This window comes from Streptomyces noursei, assembly GCF_016917755.1.
Taxonomy (GTDB): Bacteria; Actinomycetota; Actinomycetes; order Streptomycetales; family Streptomycetaceae; genus Streptomyces; species Streptomyces yunnanensis.
This window is the reverse complement of sequence record NZ_CP070326.1, coordinates 736,156-753,843: the sequence shown is the minus strand read 5'-3', so window position 1 is coordinate 753,843 and position 17,688 is coordinate 736,156. Positions and strand designations below refer to the sequence as shown.

At 72.9% G+C, this 17,688-nt stretch carries 8 protein-coding genes; 3 read left to right on the top strand and 5 right to left on the bottom strand.

Annotated elements, in window-relative coordinates; translation table 11 throughout:
- Positions 1-86: 86 nt before the first annotated feature.
- From JNO44_RS03085 to JNO44_RS03065, 5 genes are read right to left on the bottom strand one after another with little or no spacing between them, the layout of a single operon-like run.
- Complete coding sequence (locus tag JNO44_RS03085) at positions 87-1,256, bottom strand: glycosyltransferase (RefSeq protein ID WP_205361124.1); 1,170 nt, start codon at positions 1,254-1,256, stop codon at positions 87-89.
- Complete coding sequence (locus JNO44_RS03080; protein ID WP_205361122.1) at positions 1,253-2,074, bottom strand: alpha/beta fold hydrolase; 822 nt, start codon at positions 2,072-2,074, stop codon at positions 1,253-1,255. Before JNO44_RS03080 ends, JNO44_RS03085 begins: the two co-directional genes overlap by 4 nt.
- Before the next feature lie 3 nt (positions 2,075-2,077).
- A complete protein-coding gene (locus tag JNO44_RS03075; RefSeq protein WP_420882608.1) occupies positions 2,078-2,431 on the bottom strand; it encodes an acyl carrier protein in 354 nt (117 codons plus the stop codon).
- Positions 2,428-6,867 carry a type I polyketide synthase gene (locus tag JNO44_RS03070; protein ID WP_205361113.1) on the bottom strand — a complete coding sequence of 1,480 codons (4,440 nt, stop codon included), beginning with the start codon at positions 6,865-6,867 and terminating at the stop codon, positions 2,428-2,430. The genes JNO44_RS03075 and JNO44_RS03070 overlap by 4 nt, the downstream gene beginning before the upstream one ends.
- 2 nt (positions 6,868-6,869) lie before the next feature.
- The gene (locus tag JNO44_RS03065) at positions 6,870-13,787 is read right to left on the bottom strand and encodes a type I polyketide synthase (RefSeq protein ID WP_240167388.1); all 6,918 of its coding nucleotides are present in this window, start codon (positions 13,785-13,787) and stop codon (positions 6,870-6,872) included.
- 545 nt (positions 13,788-14,332) lie between these two features.
- Here JNO44_RS03065 and JNO44_RS03060 point away from each other — a divergent pair.
- The 3 genes from JNO44_RS03060 to JNO44_RS03050 are packed head-to-tail and all read left to right on the top strand — an operon-like array spanning position 14,333 to position 17,680.
- Positions 14,333-15,439, top strand: a complete 1,107-nt coding sequence (locus JNO44_RS03060) for an amidase domain-containing protein (protein WP_205361103.1) — start codon at positions 14,333-14,335, stop codon at positions 15,437-15,439.
- Positions 15,439-16,713, top strand: coding sequence for a polysaccharide deacetylase family protein (locus JNO44_RS03055; protein ID WP_205369351.1), 1,275 nt, complete (start codon positions 15,439-15,441; stop codon positions 16,711-16,713). Before JNO44_RS03060 ends, JNO44_RS03055 begins: the two co-directional genes overlap by 1 nt.
- A 46-nt stretch (positions 16,714-16,759) precedes the next feature.
- Positions 16,760-17,680: an esterase/lipase family protein gene (locus JNO44_RS03050; protein ID WP_205361101.1), complete on the top strand. Its 921-nt coding sequence runs from the start codon at positions 16,760-16,762 to the stop codon at positions 17,678-17,680.
- The last annotated feature ends 8 nt before the right edge of the window (positions 17,681-17,688 follow it).

Here is a 17,688-nt window from a genome sequence, read left to right as displayed (position 1 = left end):
GGGGTCTGTTGTCCCTGCAAGAGGGATAGCGGGAACATGTCAGGTCAGGGCATGGGCGGAGCCTCTCGTTCGGCAGGGCCGGCGGGTCACTTCACCCCCGCCGCCAGGGCTTCGAGGTGCACGGCCGCGGCCGTGGCGCCCCCCGCGGCGCGGAACGACGCGCGCACCCTCCCGGCCGCCTCGCGGCAGTCGGGCTCGCTGAGGACGGTGTCCAGCGCCGCGCCCAGGATTTCGGCAGTCGCCCGGTTGAACCGGACCCGTACGCCCGCCCCGGCGTCCGTCACCTGGGCGGCGACGGCGGGCTGGTCGTCCCGGATGGGTGCGACGACCAGAGGGAGGCCGTACCACAGCGCCTCGCACACGGTGTTGTGCCCGCCGTGGCAGATCACCGCGTCGCACCGTTCCAGCAGGGCCAGTTGGGGAACGCGTGGCCGGACCAGCACCCGGTCGGCGAACTCCGGCACCGTGCCCGTCGGGTCGACGATCACCGCCTGCGCCCGGTCCGGCCGTTTGCGCACCGCCTCGGCGCACGTGGCGAGGAAGCGGGGCGCCGCCTCGGCGTTGGCCGTGCCGAGGGTGATCAGCACGGTGGGCGTCCGGGGGTCGAGCCGGTGCCAGGGGAAGTCGTCCGCGGCTGGCCGGGCGGCGAGCGACGGGCCGACGAACCGGACCTGTTCGCCGGCGGACGGGACCGGCCCGGCCAGGGCCTCGGTGCTGAAGGCCAGCACCAGCCGGTCGGACAGCCGGGGGTCCGCGGTGCTCCAGGGGGCGCCGATCCGCCGCCGCAGCTCACCGATCAGCCCGGCGATCCAGGAGTCGACCTTCGGCAGGCCGGACAGCGAGGTGAAGCCCGCCGTGGTGGTCGCCGAGGTGGCCCACACCAGCCTCAGCCGCTCGGCCACGAGGCCGCCGGCGACGGCCTGCTGATCGGCCACCAGGACGTCCGGCCGGAACTCGCCGACGGCCGCCCGCACTCCGGGCGCCATGTGCTCGGCGAGCGGCCCGAGGAAGTGCTCCCACAGGAACTTCAGCGCTGCCGGCCCGCGGAGCGAGGGCGGCCGCAGCAGGGCGGGGTCGGCCAGGTCCGGGGAGGAACACCGGAACACGGTCGCACCGTCGCCCACCAGCGGTCCCACGACCTCCGGCAGACCGGCCCAGGCCACCTGATGCCCGCGCCGGACCAGCTCGGCGGCGACGCCGACCGTGGGGTTGACGTGCCCGGCCAAGGGGGGCACCACGAAGAGGAAGCGGCTCACCGGCTCACGTCCCCGACCGCCGGTACGGGCGTGTGCGCGCGGATCCACTCCAGGATCAGGTCACCGGTCAGCTCCGTGGCGCCGACCAGGACCCAGTGCTCCTGGTCCGGCACCACGACGGTGCGGCATCGCGGCAGCAGTGCCCGGAACCAGTCCGCCTGTGCGGCGAGTTCGGACTCGGCCCCGTAGAGGGCCAGCACCGGGCAGTCGACCGCGCGGATGGCGTCCTCGCCGAGCACCCGGCTGGCGGGGACGTCCCGCACCGTGGTGGTGGAGTGCAGCAGCCGGGCGGCCGACCGGATGCGCTTGGTCACGTGCTTGCCGTGCTTCTCGACGAGTTCCTCGAAGAGGCCGTCGCGGGCGAGCTCCTCCGCCCCGCGCGCGAGGTTGTCCGCCATCTTGCGGGACCAGGCGCCGGTGGCCGGCTCCGACTCGATCATCGAGACGCTGGCCACCCGGCCGGGGTGCCGCGCCGCGTGGCCGAACGCGATGGTGCCGCCGTAGGAGTTGCCCACCAGGTGCACGGGGCCCGCCGGGTCCAGCCGGTCGAGCAGGGCCTCCAGGTCGTCGAGGTGGTCCTCCAACCGGTAGCCGGCCGACGGCCGTTCGCTGAGGCCCTGCCCCCGCAGGTCGTACATGATCACGTCGATCCCGGCGGCGGCGAACCTGGGCGCCAGGGTGAAGTAGTAGCTGATGAGGCTGTCGATGAGCATCCCGTGGATGAGCACCACGGTGGGCGGCGGGGCCGTGCCGGTCGTCGTCCGCGCGGGCATCCGTTCCACGTGCACCGCAAGGCCGTTGACGTCGATCATGGCCATGGGTCACCGCTCCTCGGCGGCCCGCAGGCAGCCGGTGACGTGCTCGACGAGCTGTCCGACCGTCAGGTCGATGATCTCCTCCAGCCCGAGCCCGGCCAGGTACTCGGCGAAGTTCACCCGCTCCCCGTACCGCGCCTGGAGGTGGCCGCCGAGGGTGACCAGGTCGATGCTCTCCAGGTCCAGGTCGTCGTGGAACCGGGTGTCCATGGTGATCCCGGCGTCCACCACGCCCCCGTACTCGCCGAGGACGGCATGGAGCATGCCGCCCACCTCCTCGAACACAGCCTCCTCGGACACGGCCTCCTCGGACACGGCCTCGGAGGTCGCGGCGGTCGGCGCCGTCTGACTGCTGTTCATTGCTGACTCTCCTGTCGTTCGTCTTCCGGCCGGGCGTCCCCGGGGGCCGGACCCGTGGTCCACGCGACCACGTACTCCCTCTCCGGCAGGTCCTGCGGGTTGGTGACGGTGCGGCAGCGCACCGGGTACCTGCGGCCTCCCACGGCCACCACCAGGACGTCAGCCCGTGCCTCGGTCACGGCGAAGTCCTTCGGCCGTCCCCGCAGCCCGGTGCCCTCGGCCTTGGCCGCCGCCTCCTTCGCCGCCCAGAACCGGGTGAACCACAGCGGCTGCGGTTCACCGGTCCGGAAGCACAGCGCGACGAGGAGCTCGCGTTCGGCGGGGCCGAGGGCGGTGGCCAGGGTCCCCGGGGGCCGGTGGGCGACTTCCTCGACGTCGATGCCGACCGGCACCGGGAGCCCGTCGGTGTCGCGCGGCCGGACCAGGGCGACCGCGGCCTCGGCCCGGTGCGCCAGCGAGACGTCGAGGGCGGGAAGGACCCGGCCGTGCGCACCGGTCACCCGCGGCCGGCCGGACGCGTCGTTGTCCACCCGGATCTCGGCGGGGAAGACCGGCCCTTCGCCGTGCTGCCACAGCCACCGGCGGACCGCGTCCTTGGCCGCGATGCGGCCGAGCAGCCACTGACGGCGGCCGGACGGCGGGCGCCGCTCATGGTCCTCGCGCTCGGCGGTGCCGAGGTGCCGCCGCATCACGAGGTCGCGGGACGCGAGGTCGTGGCACCCGTCGAACAGGAGCACCCAGCCGCCCGGTTGCACCGTGGAGAGGGCGTGCTGCTCGGGGAACCGTTCCTGCGCCTTGGTGTCCGTGCGGCTGTCGAACCGGTGGTCCTGCCAGCCGTGGATTTCCGCCCAGACACGACCGTCCACGAGCAGCTGCACGTCCGCCCCCACCGTGGCGTCGGTGACCGAGACGATCCTGATGAGGCACTCGACCCGGGTGCCGGGCGACGGGTGCGGGCCGAAGAACAGGATGTGCCGCACGCGGACGGGGAACACCAGGGTCCGCTCGGTCAGGGTGGTGAGGATCCAGTAGCCGAGCAGCTGCCCCACGCTGTCGAGCAGGGCGCCCGGCGCGGACGGCGCGGTGAGCACGCCGCGCACATGCGCGTCGCCGACCGCCGTCAGCTCGGTGACGCCCTGGAACGCCGGGCCGTGGAACATCCAGCGGTCCCGGTACAGTTGCCCGGCCGTGATCCCGGGGGCCCGTTCCTCCTCGGGAGCCCACCGCCAGGGCCGGGGCGCGCCGCCGGGGTACCGGTCCGCGAGTTCCACCTCGCCGTGCGCGTACGCGCCGAACGTCACACCGGCCCGGCCGGTCCCGCACGACTCGACGGTCACGGGCACGTCGACGGCGGGGGCCGCGGCCACCCAGCGGTTCAGCCGCACCTCGTGCACCGCCACCGCGGTCGTCCCGGGCCGGGCCCGTTCGGCGTGCTCCATCATGTGGTGCACCACGGTCGTGGCCGGGACGACCGGCCACCGGTCGGCCTCGTCGGGCCAGTCGGGGCGCTGTGCGAAGAAGCAGTGGTCGCGCAGGTACGGCATGGTGTCCGTGGACACCCGCAGCAGGGTGCGGACCGTGGACGCCGCCGCGGCGCGGGACACCGCGACGGCCGTGTCGGCGGTGTCCTTCAGCAGGGCCCGAAGCTCGGCGTCCAGCGGGGAGCCGTCCGGGACGGGCGGCACCGCGCCGGAGTCCGTTCCCTGCCGGGCGGCGAGCGCCGAGCGCACCGCGGCCACCGTCTCCCGGTCCAGGGACACCAGCTTGCCGCCCAGGTCCAGCCGCGAGGGCGGCATCCGGCGGGCGTGGCCGCCACCGTCCACCGAGACCCCGGTGGACGGGGCGCCGCCGACCGTCCACAGCGCCGTGGCGACCCGGAGCAGCTGCGCCATCCCGTCCCGGTGCGGGGAGTTGGCCGACACCACGAGGTGGGGGAGGCCGCGCAGGATGTTCTCGACGAGCGAGCCCACCTGGCCCGTACCGGCCTGGACGAAGACCCGGAAGCCGGCCGCGTACATGGCCTCGATCAGCGGGCGGAAGCGGACGGGCTCCAGCAGGTGGCGCACGAAGAGCTCCCGTACCTCGTCCTCGGTGCCCGGGTACTCCGCGGCGATGGTCGCCGACCAAACGGGCACGGTCGGCCGGCGCAGCTCGAACAGGCCCGCGTAGTGCCGGATCTGGCCGAGGTAGGGGGCCAGCATCGGGGTGTGGAAGCCCGAGCGGAACGGCAGGACCTGCCCGATGACGCCGCGTTGCCGGAAGTGCCTTACCAGGTCCTTCACTTGGCCGGGCGGGCCGCAGACCATCGACTGCTCCGGAGCGTTGTCGTGCGACAGCACCACATCGGGACGGCCGGCGAGCACAGCGGTGACCTGCTCGGCCGGTGCGCCCAGCGCGGCGAAGGACAGCCCGGCCACCCGCACCTGGTCCGGGTCGAAGGAGCGGGTGAACTCGTCGACCGCGTCCCCGGCGTACAGCCCGGCGGTGGCCATGGCCGTCCACTCGCCGATGCTGTGGCCCGCGACGGCGTCGGGCACGATGTCCATCCGGCGCAGCGCGGCATCCAGCACCCGCCCCACCGCGATGACTGAGGCCCCGTGCCGTCCGACGTCCGCTACATCGGCCCCGGTCCCGCCGAACCCCGCGGGCAGCAGCGCCGAGAGCCCGAACCGTTCGACGACGTCGCCGATGCGGGGTCTGAACTCGGCCTCCAGGCCGGGGAAGACGAAGGCCAGCCGCCCGCCCGCAGAGCCGCCGAGCAGCGGCTCCGGGGAGAACCACACATCGCCGCGCCCGCGCCAGGGAGAGCCCTTGGCCACCGCTTTCCGGGCCAGGGCGAGGCGCTTGGCGTCCGGGGCGACGACGCCCAGCCGGGCGCGTCCGTCGGGGGAGGACCGTCGTGCGCGGACGGCGGCGTCCTCGGCGTCCAGCAGCGCGGTGAGCTCCTCCGGGGTGTCGGCGGCCAGCCGCAGCACCTGTTCCGGTTCGCGGACCTCCACCGCCGGACGGTCAGGGCCGGGGGAGGCTTCGAGCACCACATGGGCGTTGATGCCGCCGAAGCCGAAGGCGTTGACGCCCGCCCGCCGGGTCCGCCCGTCGCCGGTCTCCCAGTCCCGCGCCGCGGCGATCGTCCAGAAGCGGGTACGGGCCAGGGCCGGGTGCGGCTCCTCGCAGTGGAGGGTCGGCGGCAGTACGCCGTGGTGCACCGCGAGCGCGGCCTTGACGAGACCGGCCACGCCGGCGGCCGGCATGGTGTGCCCGATCATCGACTTCACCGACCCGAGCACGGGCCGGTCCTTGCCATCGGACGGGCCGAACACCTCGGCCAGGGTGGCCAGTTCGGCCGCGTCCCCCGAGGGGGTGGCGGTCCCGTGCGCCTCCAGCAGCCCGACCGACCCCGGTGCGGCGGGATCCAGCCCCGCCTCGCGCCAGGCCGCCCGTACCGCCTTCACTTGGCCCGAGGGGTCGGGGTTGACGAGGCTGCCGCTGCGGCCGTCGCTGGCCACGCCGGTGCCGCGGACGACGGCGTAGACGCGGTCGCCGTCGCGCAGCGCGTCACAGAGGCGCTTGAGCGCCACCACGCCGGTGCCCTCGCCGATCAACAGGCCGTCCGCGTCCCGGTGGAACGGGCGGATCCGCTGGCTCGGCGACATCGCGCGCAGCCGGGAGAACAGGGACCACAGTGTGATGTCGTGACAGTGGTGGACCCCGCCCGCCAGCACCAGATCGCAGCGGCCCGAGGCCAGTTCGCCGACCGCCTGGTCGACCGCGACCAGCGAGGACGCGCAGGCGGCGTCCACCGTGTACGCCGGGCCGCGCAGGTCGAGCCGGTTGGCTACCCGAGAGGCGGTCAGGTTGGGCACCAGGTTGATCGCCTGCTCGGGCTCGTCCGGTCCCAGCTGCCGCGTGTACGCCCTCCGGACCCGCTCCAGCAGGGCGTCGTCCAGCTCGGGCAGCAACTCCGCGAGGGTGCAGACAAGTTGGTTGGACGTCTGGACGGACTGGGCGCCCCGCGCCATCCCGGGGGACAGATAGCCGCCCCGGCCCAGAATCACCCCGATCCGGTCCCGGTCCGGCAGCCGTGCCTCGCCGCCCGCGTCGGCGATGGCCTCGGCGGCCACGTGCAGCGCGATGAGCTGTTCCGGCTCGGTGCCGGGTACCGAGTTGGGCATGATCCCGAACCGGGTCGCCTCCACCTCGGCCAGCTCGTCGACGAATCCGCCGCGACGGCAGTACACCCGGTCCGAGCGGCCGCCGGCGGCTGCCGGGTCGTAGAAGGAGGGGTCCCAGCGCCCGGACGGGACCTCGGTGATCGCGTCGGTTCCGGCCGTCAGATTGCGCCAGTACGTCGCGAGGTCCGGCGCGCCGGGGAAGAGGACCGCCATGCCGACGATGGCGACGGCGGGCCGGCCGGACGGCGTGTGATGCGTGCTCATTCTCACCAGCCCGTTGCGGTGTAGACCACGGCGTCGGCCGATTCCTCGCCCCAGGCGAGCTCGCGCAACAGGCACAGCGCCCCCTCCTCGGGGTCGATGAGTCCGACGCCGCGCCGCGCGTACTCCCGGGCGAGCTCGGGGGTCACCATGCCCGCGTGCTCCCCGTCCGGCGCCCAGGGCCCCCAGTGCACCGTCAGCGTGCGGGACGCGGACTTCTCCGCCCACCGGCCACCAAGGGACTGCAGGGCGTCGTTGGCGGCCGCGTAGTCCGCCTGGCCGCGGTTGCCGAGAACGGCCGCGACGCTGCCGAAGAACACGACGAACCGGGGAGTTCGCGGCAGCTCGTCCAGCGCCGCCAGCAGGGTGCGCGCGCCGTCGACCTTGGTGGTGTAGACCCGGCGGAAGGAGTCGGGGTCCTTCTCGGCCAGGACCCGGTCCTCGATGATCCCGGCCGCGTACACCACGCCGTCCAGCCGGCCGTGTTCGGCGTGGACGTCCGCCACCAGGCGGCGTACCGCCTCGGGGTCCCGGACGTCCACCGTGTGGTAGCGCACCGGGCTCCCCAGGTCCCGCAGCGTGCCGAGGGTGCGGCGGACCTCCCGCCGGGCCAGGATCTCCGAGACCTCCCGTTCGATCCCGGACGGGGAGCGTTCCCCCTGTTTCGAGAGGACGCCGTCGGCCAGGGCGGCCCGCAGCGCGGCCCGGTCCTGCGCCTGCCGGGTGGCCTCGCCCTCGGGGGCGTCCGGCAGGTTGGTCCGGCCGGCCAGTTCGATCCGGCAGCGGGAGGCCGTCGCCAGCGTCGCGGCGACCCGGGCGGAGATGCCCCGGGCCCCGCCGATCAGCAGTACCACCGAGTCCCGGTGCAGGCCGATGGCGGCCGCCTCGGCCGTACCGTCCCCGGCCGGGCCCGCGCCGCGGTCGCCCAGGGCGCCGAGGCCGGCGGCCGCGGTTTCGAGACCGGACCGGACGCCGTCCGGCGACCGCAGCACCACCGGGGCCGGCTCCTCGGCCGTCAACTCGCCCACCAGCGCGGCTGCCATCTCGGCGGCCGTCAGCTGCGGGGCCAGCTCGACGAACCGGGCGAGGGTGTCCGGGTACTCCCGCGCGACGGTCCGGAACATGCCCCGTAGCCCGTCCGCCCGTCCGCCGGTCCCGGCGTGGACGTGCGCGTCGGCGGCGGGCGCGGCCGCGAGCAGCCAGCGCGGCTCGCACCGCAGCGCGGCCTGGAACACCGGGAAGGACTCGGGCAGCAGCGGCCCGCCGCCGTCCTGGGACAACGCCTCCAGGTGCAACACCCCGTCCAGCGGGCCGTCCGCGTCCGTGAGCACGTGGTCCGACGGCAGGGCGACCGCCTCCGCGCCGCGGGCGCCCAGCAGGGCGGCCAGCGCGTCCGGCACCGGTCCGGCACCGCCCAGCAGGGCGAACCGTGTCCCCTCCAGTACCGCGAAGTCCCCGTCGGGGGAAGGGAGGCGGACGCTGCGCAGCACCAGCCTGCCGGGCGCCTCGCCGGTGGCGGCCGGACCGGGGTCCTCCGCAGGGGCGGGGGTCTGCTGCACGGGAGCCGTTCCCCCGCCGGGCAGCCGGTCCTCCAACAGTTCGGCGATGCCGGACGCTGTACGGGCCTTCGAGACCGCTTCCAGCTCCGCGTCGTCGAGCCGGGGCAGCTCGGTCCCGCCGGCGCCGAAGCCCAGGCGTGCGGCCAGCTCGCCGACGATCTCGACCCGCTTGATCGAGTCGATGCTCAGGTCGGCCTCCAGGTCGAGACCGGGCTCGATCATGTCAAGGGGATAGCCGGTGCGTTCGCTGATGATGTCCAGGACGGTCGCCAGTACGTCCGCCGGTGCCGTGGGTGCCGCCGCCGGGGACAGCACGGGAGCGGCGACGGGAGCGGGCTCCGGCGCGGCCGGCGGGAGCACACCCGGCCGGAGCGCGCCTGGTGGGAGCCCAGTCGGCACCGGCGTCGGCGCGACCGGCGGCACATCCGCCGCCCCGCCGAGATACGTCAGCAGCACGTCGCGCTGCGCCGCAACCAACTCCCGGCTGGTGCGCAGGAATTCATGGACCATCCGGTCACGGTCGTCCGCCGTGCCACCGTCCTGGGCCCTGATCACTGTCATCTCCTCCATCGGTATGCGTCGGGCGGGTGCGAGCGAGCCGGGCAGCAGTCCGCCGTCCCGGGTGCGTGTCAGGTGCCCGTTGACGATCCAGCCGGGTGCCGCGGGGCAGGTCCCGGGTACGGCTTCGACGCTGTCGCGTCCGTGGTGTGTCCAGCCGGTGCGGACGGGGACGCCGGCGACGGCGAGCCGGGCGAGCAGGCCCAGGAAGCCGCGCAGCCCGGTGCCTTCGGGCCCCTCGCACCCCGCCGCGGTGTGCGGACGGTCGCCGAGGATCCGGCCCACCAGGCCCGTCAGCACCGAACCCGGCCCGGCCTCCACGAAGATCCGGACGCCGGCCTCGTACATCTGCTCGATCTGCTGCGCGAAGCGCACGGGGGAACCGATCTGGGCCGCCAACTCGGCCCGTATCCCGTCTGGATGATCGGGATGGACGGCGGCCGTCCGGTTCGCCCACACCGGTATCTCCGGTGCGGTCACGTGCCGGGTGGTGAGAACCTCGGCGAACCGCTCACCGGCCGGAGCCACCAGGGGACTGTGGAAGGCGCACGCCACCGGCACGGTCTTGGCGCCCAGGCCCCGCTCGCGCAGTCGGCACACCGCCGCCCCGACCTCTTCGACGGAACCGGAAATCACGGTCTGCCGCGGTGCGTTGTGGTTCGCGACCACCACCCGTCCGGCCAGCCCGGCCGCCCGCAGCTCCTCGGCGACGTCCTGGTGTCCGGCCGCCACGGCGGCCATGGTCCCCGGCTCCGCGCCGGCGGCGGCCAGGATCGCCTCCGCGCGCGCCGCGCTCAGCTCCAGCAGCGTCTCCGGGTCGAACGCCCCGGCCGCGCACAGCGCGACCAGTTCGCCGTAGCTGTGCCCGGCCACCGTCGCGGGCCGGACGTCGGCCCGGCCCAGCAGCTCGGACACGGTCAGCCCCATGATGCCCAGTGCGGGCTGGGCGGTCCTGGTGTCGGTGACCCGGGCGCGCCGTGCTTCCTCGGCGGCGGGGTCGAAGGCGGTCGGCGGGAAGATGACGTCCGCCCACTCGCGGCCGGTCCGCAGATACCGCTGGACCTCCGGGAAGGCGATGAACAACTCGGCGAGCATGTCCGGGCGTTGACTGCCCTGGCCGGGGAAGAGGAACGCCACCTCGCCATCCGAGCTGTCCGACCTATCCGGCCCGTCCGTCCCCGCACCGTAGACCCCCGTCCGGGGATCGTGCTCGCCCTCCCGGGCCCGCCCCAGCAGCCCGGGCAACTCGTCCAGGTCACGGGCCACGACCGCCGTCCAGGCCCGCTTCCCGGACGCGTCGGCGCGCCGGGCGGCGCTCAGCGCCAGGTCGCGCAGCCGCCAGGAACGGCCCTGCCGGTCGTTCTCGGCGATCAGCTCCAGCAGTCGGCCGATCTCCCGGGCGGCCTCCGCCTGGTCGGCGCCGTGGAAGACGAACAGCTCCGCCGGCCAGGCGTCGAGCCCGTGCCGGGGCGGAGGCCCCGCCTCGTGCCCGCGCAGCACCACGTGGAAATTGGTGCCGCCGAAGCCGAACGCGCTGACCCCGGCGACCCGCTCACCGGGCGCGGCCGCCCACGGGCGGGCGACGGTGTGGAAGGCGAACGGGCTGCTCTCCGCCTCCCAGGCCGGGTTGGGCCGGGTCAGCTGCGCCGTGGGCGGCCTGACCCCGGTGTGCAGGGCCAGGGCCGTCTTGATCAGGCCGGCCAGACCGGCCGCGCACTTGGTGTGCCCGATCTGGGACTTCACCGAGCCGAGCGCGCATCCGCCCGGCGCCGCCCCGGCCTCAGTGAACACCTCGGTGAGTGTGGTGAGTTCGGTACGGTCGCCGACCACCGTCCCGGTGCCGTGCGCCTCCAGCAGGCCGACCTCGGCCGGGGAGATCCCGGCGTGCCGGTAGGCCCGTTCCAGCGCCGCCCGCTGGCCCTCTGGGCGGGGTGCCGTCAGTCCCAGGGACTTGCCGTCGCTCGAACTTCCGACGCCCTTGACGACCGCGTAGACGCGGTCGCCGTCCCGCTCCGCGTCCGCCAGCCGCTTGAGGACGACGCAGGCGACGCCCTCGCCGAGCGCGATACCGTCCGCCGCGCTGTCGAAGGTGCGGGAGCGGCCGGTCGGCGACAGCGCGTGCACCGAGGAGAACAGCACATAGTCGTTGATCCCGTTGTGCAGGTCCGCGCCCCCGCACAGGACGAGGTCGCTGGTGCCGGCGGACAGTTCCTTGCACGCCACGTCCACCGCGGCCAGCGAGGAGGCGCAGGCCGCGTCCACGGTGAAGTTCGCACCGCCCAGGTCGAGCCGGTTGGCGATCCGCCCGGCGATGACGTTGGCCAGCATGCCCGGGAACGAGTCCTCGGTCAGCCGCGGGAGTTGCTCGTCCAGCCCGGGCGGCAGTTCCCCCGCGTAGGCGGGGAGCACCGTGCGCACGGTGGTGGCGTTCGACAGGTCGCTGCCCGCCTCGGCCCCGAACACGACCGAGGCCCTGGAGCGGTCGAAGGGGCGCTCCTCGTAGCCGGCGTCGCGCAGCGCCCGCCGCGCGGCCTCCAGCGCGAGCAGCTGCACCGGCTCGATGCTGCCGAGCGAGGACGGCGGGATGCCGTAGCGCAGCGGGTCGAAGGGGATGTCCGGCAGGAAGCCGCCCCACTTCGACGCCGTGCGGGCGCCGTCCGCATCGGGCGCGTAGTGCAGCTCCGGGTCCCAGCGTTCCGGTGGCACCTCGCCGACCGCGTCGGTGCCCGCGACCACGTTCGCCCAGTAGACGGCCAGGTCCGGCGCGCCGGAGAACATGCAGGCCATGCCGACCACGGCGATGTCGAGCGGGGCCGGGACACGCTCCGAGGCGTCCTGATAGAACCCCTCGCGCAGCCGCCGGGCACGCGCGGCGAAGAAGCCGGCGGCCTCCGCGCTGACGGCGGCGTGCAGTTCGGGGACGGTGGTGGCCGCGGACCGCAGCACGGCCACCTGGCCGGCCATGAACATGCCCTCGGCCAGCTGCCGGGGCTCGTCCACCTCCGTGAGCGACTCACCGGTCCGCTCCACGCCCTTGCTGGCGATCCTCAGCCGCCCGATGTTGAGCTTTTCCAGCCGCTCCCACGCCTGCCGCTCCGGGACGCCCCGCTCCCGCAACTCCTCCTTGGCACCGCGGAATTCGTCCGTGAACGGGCTGCTCACGCAGCGCGTGACATGCCCGGGTGCGGTCTCCAGCAGTTCGGTCCGCCGTGCCGCCAGGACCTGCCGCTGGAACGACGGCCGTACGGCACCCCGGTCCACCGCCTCCTCGGTGAACAGGTACGCGGTGCCCATGAGCAGCCCGACGGCCACTCCGCGGGCGGTCAGCGGCGCGGCGAGCGCGGCCACCATCGCGGCCGACCGTTTGTCGTGCACGCCGCCGGCGAAGAACACCCGCAGCTCTGCGGGGTCCGCGCCCGCGACCGTGTCCAGGAACTCCTCCAGCACCTCGGCCTGTGCCTCCCACAGTGCGAAGCTGCTCCGCGGTCCGACATGGCCGCCGCACTCCGAGCCCTCGAAGACGAACTTGCGCGCGCCCGCGTCCAGGAACTGCCGGAGCAGCCCGGGCGAGGGCACATGCAGGAATGCGTCGACGCCTGCTGCCTCCAGCTCGGCCGCCTGCGCGGGCCGACCGCCCGCGATGACGGCGCAGGAGGGCCTGATCTTCCGGACGAGCTCCAGCTGCGCCGTCTTGACCTGCGCTGGTGCGAAGCCGAGGATGCCCACGCCCCAGGGGCGTCCGCCCAGTTCGTCGCGGGTCTGCTCCAGCAGGGTCCGGGTCTCCACCGGCCCGGCGAGGGCCAGCGCGAGGAACGGCAGCCCGCCGTGGCCGGCGACGGTGGCGGCGAACCCGGCTCGGTCGCTGACCCTGGTCATGGGCCCTTGGGCGATGGGCAGCGCAGTGCCCAGCGCGCGGCTCATCGGGGATCTGCGGAGCAGCGCGTCCGCGGCGTCGTCGTCGCGCACGGCCTCCCGGATGGCGGAGGTGACACCGCGGACGGCCGTGCCCACATCGCCCCAGCGCCGCGCGAACGAGGAGGCCAGGAAGCCGTCCTGGCCCACAGGGAGCAGCCGGGTCCGGGGATCGTCCGCGCCCAGCAGCCGGGCGACTTCGCCGGGCTCGTCCGGCAAGGGCGGTGCGTCCGGTCCCCGGCGGCGCAGCACCCGGTGGCCGGCGGCCACCACGGTCTCCGAGCCGTCCATGGCCCGGACGGCAGCCGCCACCTCCTCCGGGACGCCGGATTCGTCGAGCAGCGCCAGCTGGGTGTCCAGGACGACCCCTGCCGCACCGCCGACGACGGCGGCCGCGGCGGTGTGCGGCCCGATGCCCCCGCAGGCCCAGACCGGCAGGCCGAGCTCCGGGTCCGCCACCAGCTGTTGGAGGAGGACGAAGGTGCTCAGCTCGCCGACCCGTCCGCCAGCCTCGTTCCCCCGGGCGACGAGACCGTGCGCCCCGGCGCGTGCGGCTGCGAGGGCCTCCTCGTAGCCGGTGACCTCGGCCAGGACGCGGTGCCGGCCGGCAGCGAGGTCGCCCGGGGCCAACCCGGCGTCCGCGTCGAGCAGTACGGTGTGCACGCCCCCGTCGGCCGCCAGGTCGTCCGGCCCGAGTGCGCATCCCGCCCCGACGCGCACTCCGAAGGGGCCCGGCACCCATTGCCGCACCAGTTGGAGGGCCGCGCGGGCCGCGCGGCGCCGACCCCTTCCGAGATCGAGCACGCCCAGACCGCCGGCCCGGCAGACCGCCGCAACCAGACGTGGATCGGGTTCGCCGAACGGGCTGACGCCCAGGATTGTTTCTGTGGACACGGGCACTCCGGGAGGCAAGAGGGTCGTTCGGGAGCACCGGGAACGCGAGGGAGCGCCGGGCGTCCCAGGACCGGAGGGACGCCGCGATCGGTGCCGGTGAGATGAGTCGAGAGGTGTGCGACGGTCAGCAGTCGTCACGGAGAGAAAGCGGCCCAACTTCCCCGGTGGGCCTGGCTGGATCATTGCACGACGGAATGCGAATGGAATAGTCCGTTCAGCGCTGTCCGGTGAATGGCGTACATCACATTCGCGATCGGGCCAGTATTGGTTGCGGGAAATCCGCAAGGGGATTGCGGTAAGCCCGCAACGGGTGCGGAATTACCGCAGAATTAGTCCGTACCAGCCGCGGCGACAGGATCAACCCTGTTGGAAACGTTGGTAATTGACTCTCCGTCAGTTCCGAGTTGAATTCCGTTCGGAAATTTCTCCGGATCCGGGGTTGTCATTCCGGATCTTTCTGCGAGGATTCCTGCTGTCCGGCTCGAAAAGGGCCGGATGGAGAAAGGAGTCCTGTGAAATCACTGACGCTCAGATCTGCTGCCGGTATGGTCGCCTCCCTGGCAGTGTCGGCCGCGCTGGTGCCGACGTCCACAGCGGGGGCTGCGGCCCGGCCCGGGGGCATGGACAGGGCGACGGCCGAATCCTTCGGCCGTATCGCGGGTGTCGTGCTCACCGGCCGTACGGCGGCGATCGTCGACGGGGAGGCGCAGGGGCACAGCACCCCGCCGCCCACGAAGAAGGTGCGCCTTTCCTCCGCGATGGTGCGTTCGGAGAAGTCCGTCGTGGCCTCGCTGCACCAGCGCAAGAAGAAGCTCAAGGCCCTGGGCGAGGCGTACTCCGCCGGCGACACCCGGGTCGCGGTGGACCGGACCGGCGTCGACGGCAAGAAGGCCACGGTGCGGGTGACCGAGACCACGCAGCTGACCTACAAGAAGATCCGGGGTGACGAGCCGGGCACCACCGGCTTCCAGGCCCACCACGAGCTGAGCTTCGCCGCCGCCGGCAACGGGGCGTGGGAGCTGACGGGCATCAAGGCTCTGGACGAGATGCCGCCGGTCAACGCACCCGCACCGACGGCGCCCAAGGTGAAGGCCGCAGCGGGCGCGGGCGACATGCCGAACGCACCCGAGGCGAGTGCCTGGCCGTTCCCCAAGCGGCTGCCGAAGGACACGAAGACCGGCCTCGACTACAAGGCGATGGCCGACTACGCCGAGAAGTACTGGAAGAACTACAACCCGGCCTACCGGTCGTACCCCCTGGGGGCCGGCGGGGACTGCACGAACTTCGTCAGCCAGGCGTTGAAGGCGGGCGGTTGGAACCACGCCCCCGGCAAGGCCGGTGACTACACGAAGTGGTGGTACGGGTCCGACACCCAGTCGGATTCCTGGACCGGCGTCAACGAGTGGTCCTGGTTCGCGCAGAACTCGAATCGGGTGAAGCCGCTGAAGTACGCCTACCAGATGGAGGTCGGGGACGTCCTCCAGGCGGACTTCGACCGTGACGGGTCCAAGGACCACACGATGCTGGTGACTTACCGCGACGCTCTCGGCACCCCGTATCTGACGTACCACTCCTTCGACACCTACCGGCGATCGCTGCTGAGCCTCTCGGTGATGCTGCCGTTCACCAAGTGGTACGCGTACCGCACCTGATGCGTACGGTGGGCGGCGTGGTGGTCCTGGTGACCGGGACCGCCCTCATGCTCGGGCTGCTGTCGGGCTGCGGATCCGGTGGGGGCGGGGCCAGGAAGAGGGGCGCCTTCCCTCCCTCCGCCCGTCCCTCGTCCGCCCCTCCGTCCGTTTCGCCGACACCCGCCCCGTCCGGGGCGAAGACGGTGAACCCGGAGGAGAAGTGGGACGGAAAGGTGCGGATCCTGGGTGACGGTTCGACGTCCTCCACCGGCCCGCAGCCGCACCAGCCCAAGCCGGTGAAGCTCAAACCGGGCGAGAAACCACCGCAGTTCCTGGTGTTCTCCTGGGACGGCGCCCTCCAGGGCGACGACGAGCAGTTCTCGCACTTCCGTGAGGTCGCCAAGGAGAACAACGCGCAGATGACGTTCTTCCTCACCGGGACCTATCTGCTGCCCAAGTCAATGGCGTCGAAATACCGACCACCGCAGCACAAACGCGGCGAAATGGCGATCTCGTACGCCACCGACCAGCACATCAGGGACACCCTGGAACAGCTGCGCGGCGCCTGGCTGGAGGGCGATGAGATCGGCACGCACTTCAACGGGCACTTCTGCGGCGCCAAGGGAGGCGGCGACTGGAGCGTCGCCGAGTGGAAGAGCGAGATCGAGCAGTCCTACTCCTTCGTCGAGAACTGGAAGACCAATACCGGATACAAGGACCTTCCCCCACTGCCCTTCGACTACCGGAAGGAGCTGGCCGGCGGCCGGGCTCCCTGCCTGGAGGGCCAGAAGAACCTGCTGAAGGCCGCCGAGTCCTTCGGCTGGCGCTATGACGCCAGTTCGCCGGGCGACTTCCAGATCTGGCCGTCCAAAAACGACGGCATCTGGAACTTCCCGCTGCAGCTCGTCCCTTACCCCGGGATCGAGCGGCAGGTCCTCTCCATGGACTTCAACTTCCTCTACAACCAGTCCGGCGAGCGCACCCAAGGCGATCCGGTCGAGTACGAGCAGTGGCGCAAGCTGACCAGGGACAGCTATCTCAACGGCTTCGAACGCGTCTACAACGGCAGCCGCGCGCCGCTGTTCATCGGCAACCACTTCGAGGACTGGAACGGCGGCATCTATATGAAGGCCGTTGAGGACGTCGTGGAATCGGTGTGCAAACGCGACGGCGTGCGCTGCGTGACCTTCAAGCAGCTCGCCGACTTGCTGGACGTCCAGGACCCCCAAGTCCTGGCGAAGATGCGCCAGTTGGACCCGGCACAGTCCCCGGACTGGAAGTCCCTGGTCAAGTAACTCCTCTCCCCCCCTGCCCAACCCCACCACCCTGTGAGGTACCCCCATGCCCCCGCACAAGAGACCGTTCCCGCACAAGAGATCGTTCCGCGCCCTCGCCTGCACCGTCTCGGCGCTGGCCCTGGCCGTGACGGCAGGCACCGCCTCCGCGTCCGCGGCCCCGGCCCCGGCCGACGCAAAGACCGGAAAGGCCGGCAAGACCGTCACCAGCGGCTGGAACAACTGGTCCTGCAAGCCGTCCGCCGCCCATCCCAACCCTGTGATCCTCGCCCACGGCACCTGGGAGAACCGGTGGGACAACTGGTTCGTCCTGGCGCCTTATCTGGTCAAGCGGGGCTACTGCGTCTACTCCCTCGACTACGGCCAGCTGCCCTACACACCGGGGATCGGCGGCCAGGCGCCGATCCCCAAGTCGGCCGGGGAGCTGTCCGCCTACGTGGACAAGGTCCTTGAGTCCACGGGCGCGCAGAAGGTGGACATCGTCGGTCACTCGCAAGGCGGTGGCGTGCTGCCGCGCTACTACCTCGACTTCCTGGACGGCGCCGCCAAGGTGGACAAGCTCGTGGGCATAGCCCCGTCCAACCACGGCACGACCGCCTCGGGACTGGGCACCCTCGCGCGCATGATCCCCGGTGTGAGCAAGGGGCTGTCCCTCGTCGCCCCCGGCGTGGAGGACCAGATCACCGGTTCCGAGTTCATGAAGAAGCTCAACTCCAAGCCTGACACCGTGCCGGGCGTGAAGTACACGGTCCTCGCGACCCAGTACGACGAGGTGGTCACCCCGTACAAGACGCAGTTCCTGTCGGGCCCGAACGTGCGCAACGTCGAGCTCCAGAACCTGTGCAAGTGGGACATCTCCGAGCATGTCGCCATCGGCACGATCGACCGCGTCGCCTTCCACGAGGTGGCCAACGCGCTCGACCCGGCGCACGCGACCCCCACCACCTGCGCCTCCGCCGTCAGCTGACCTCGTCG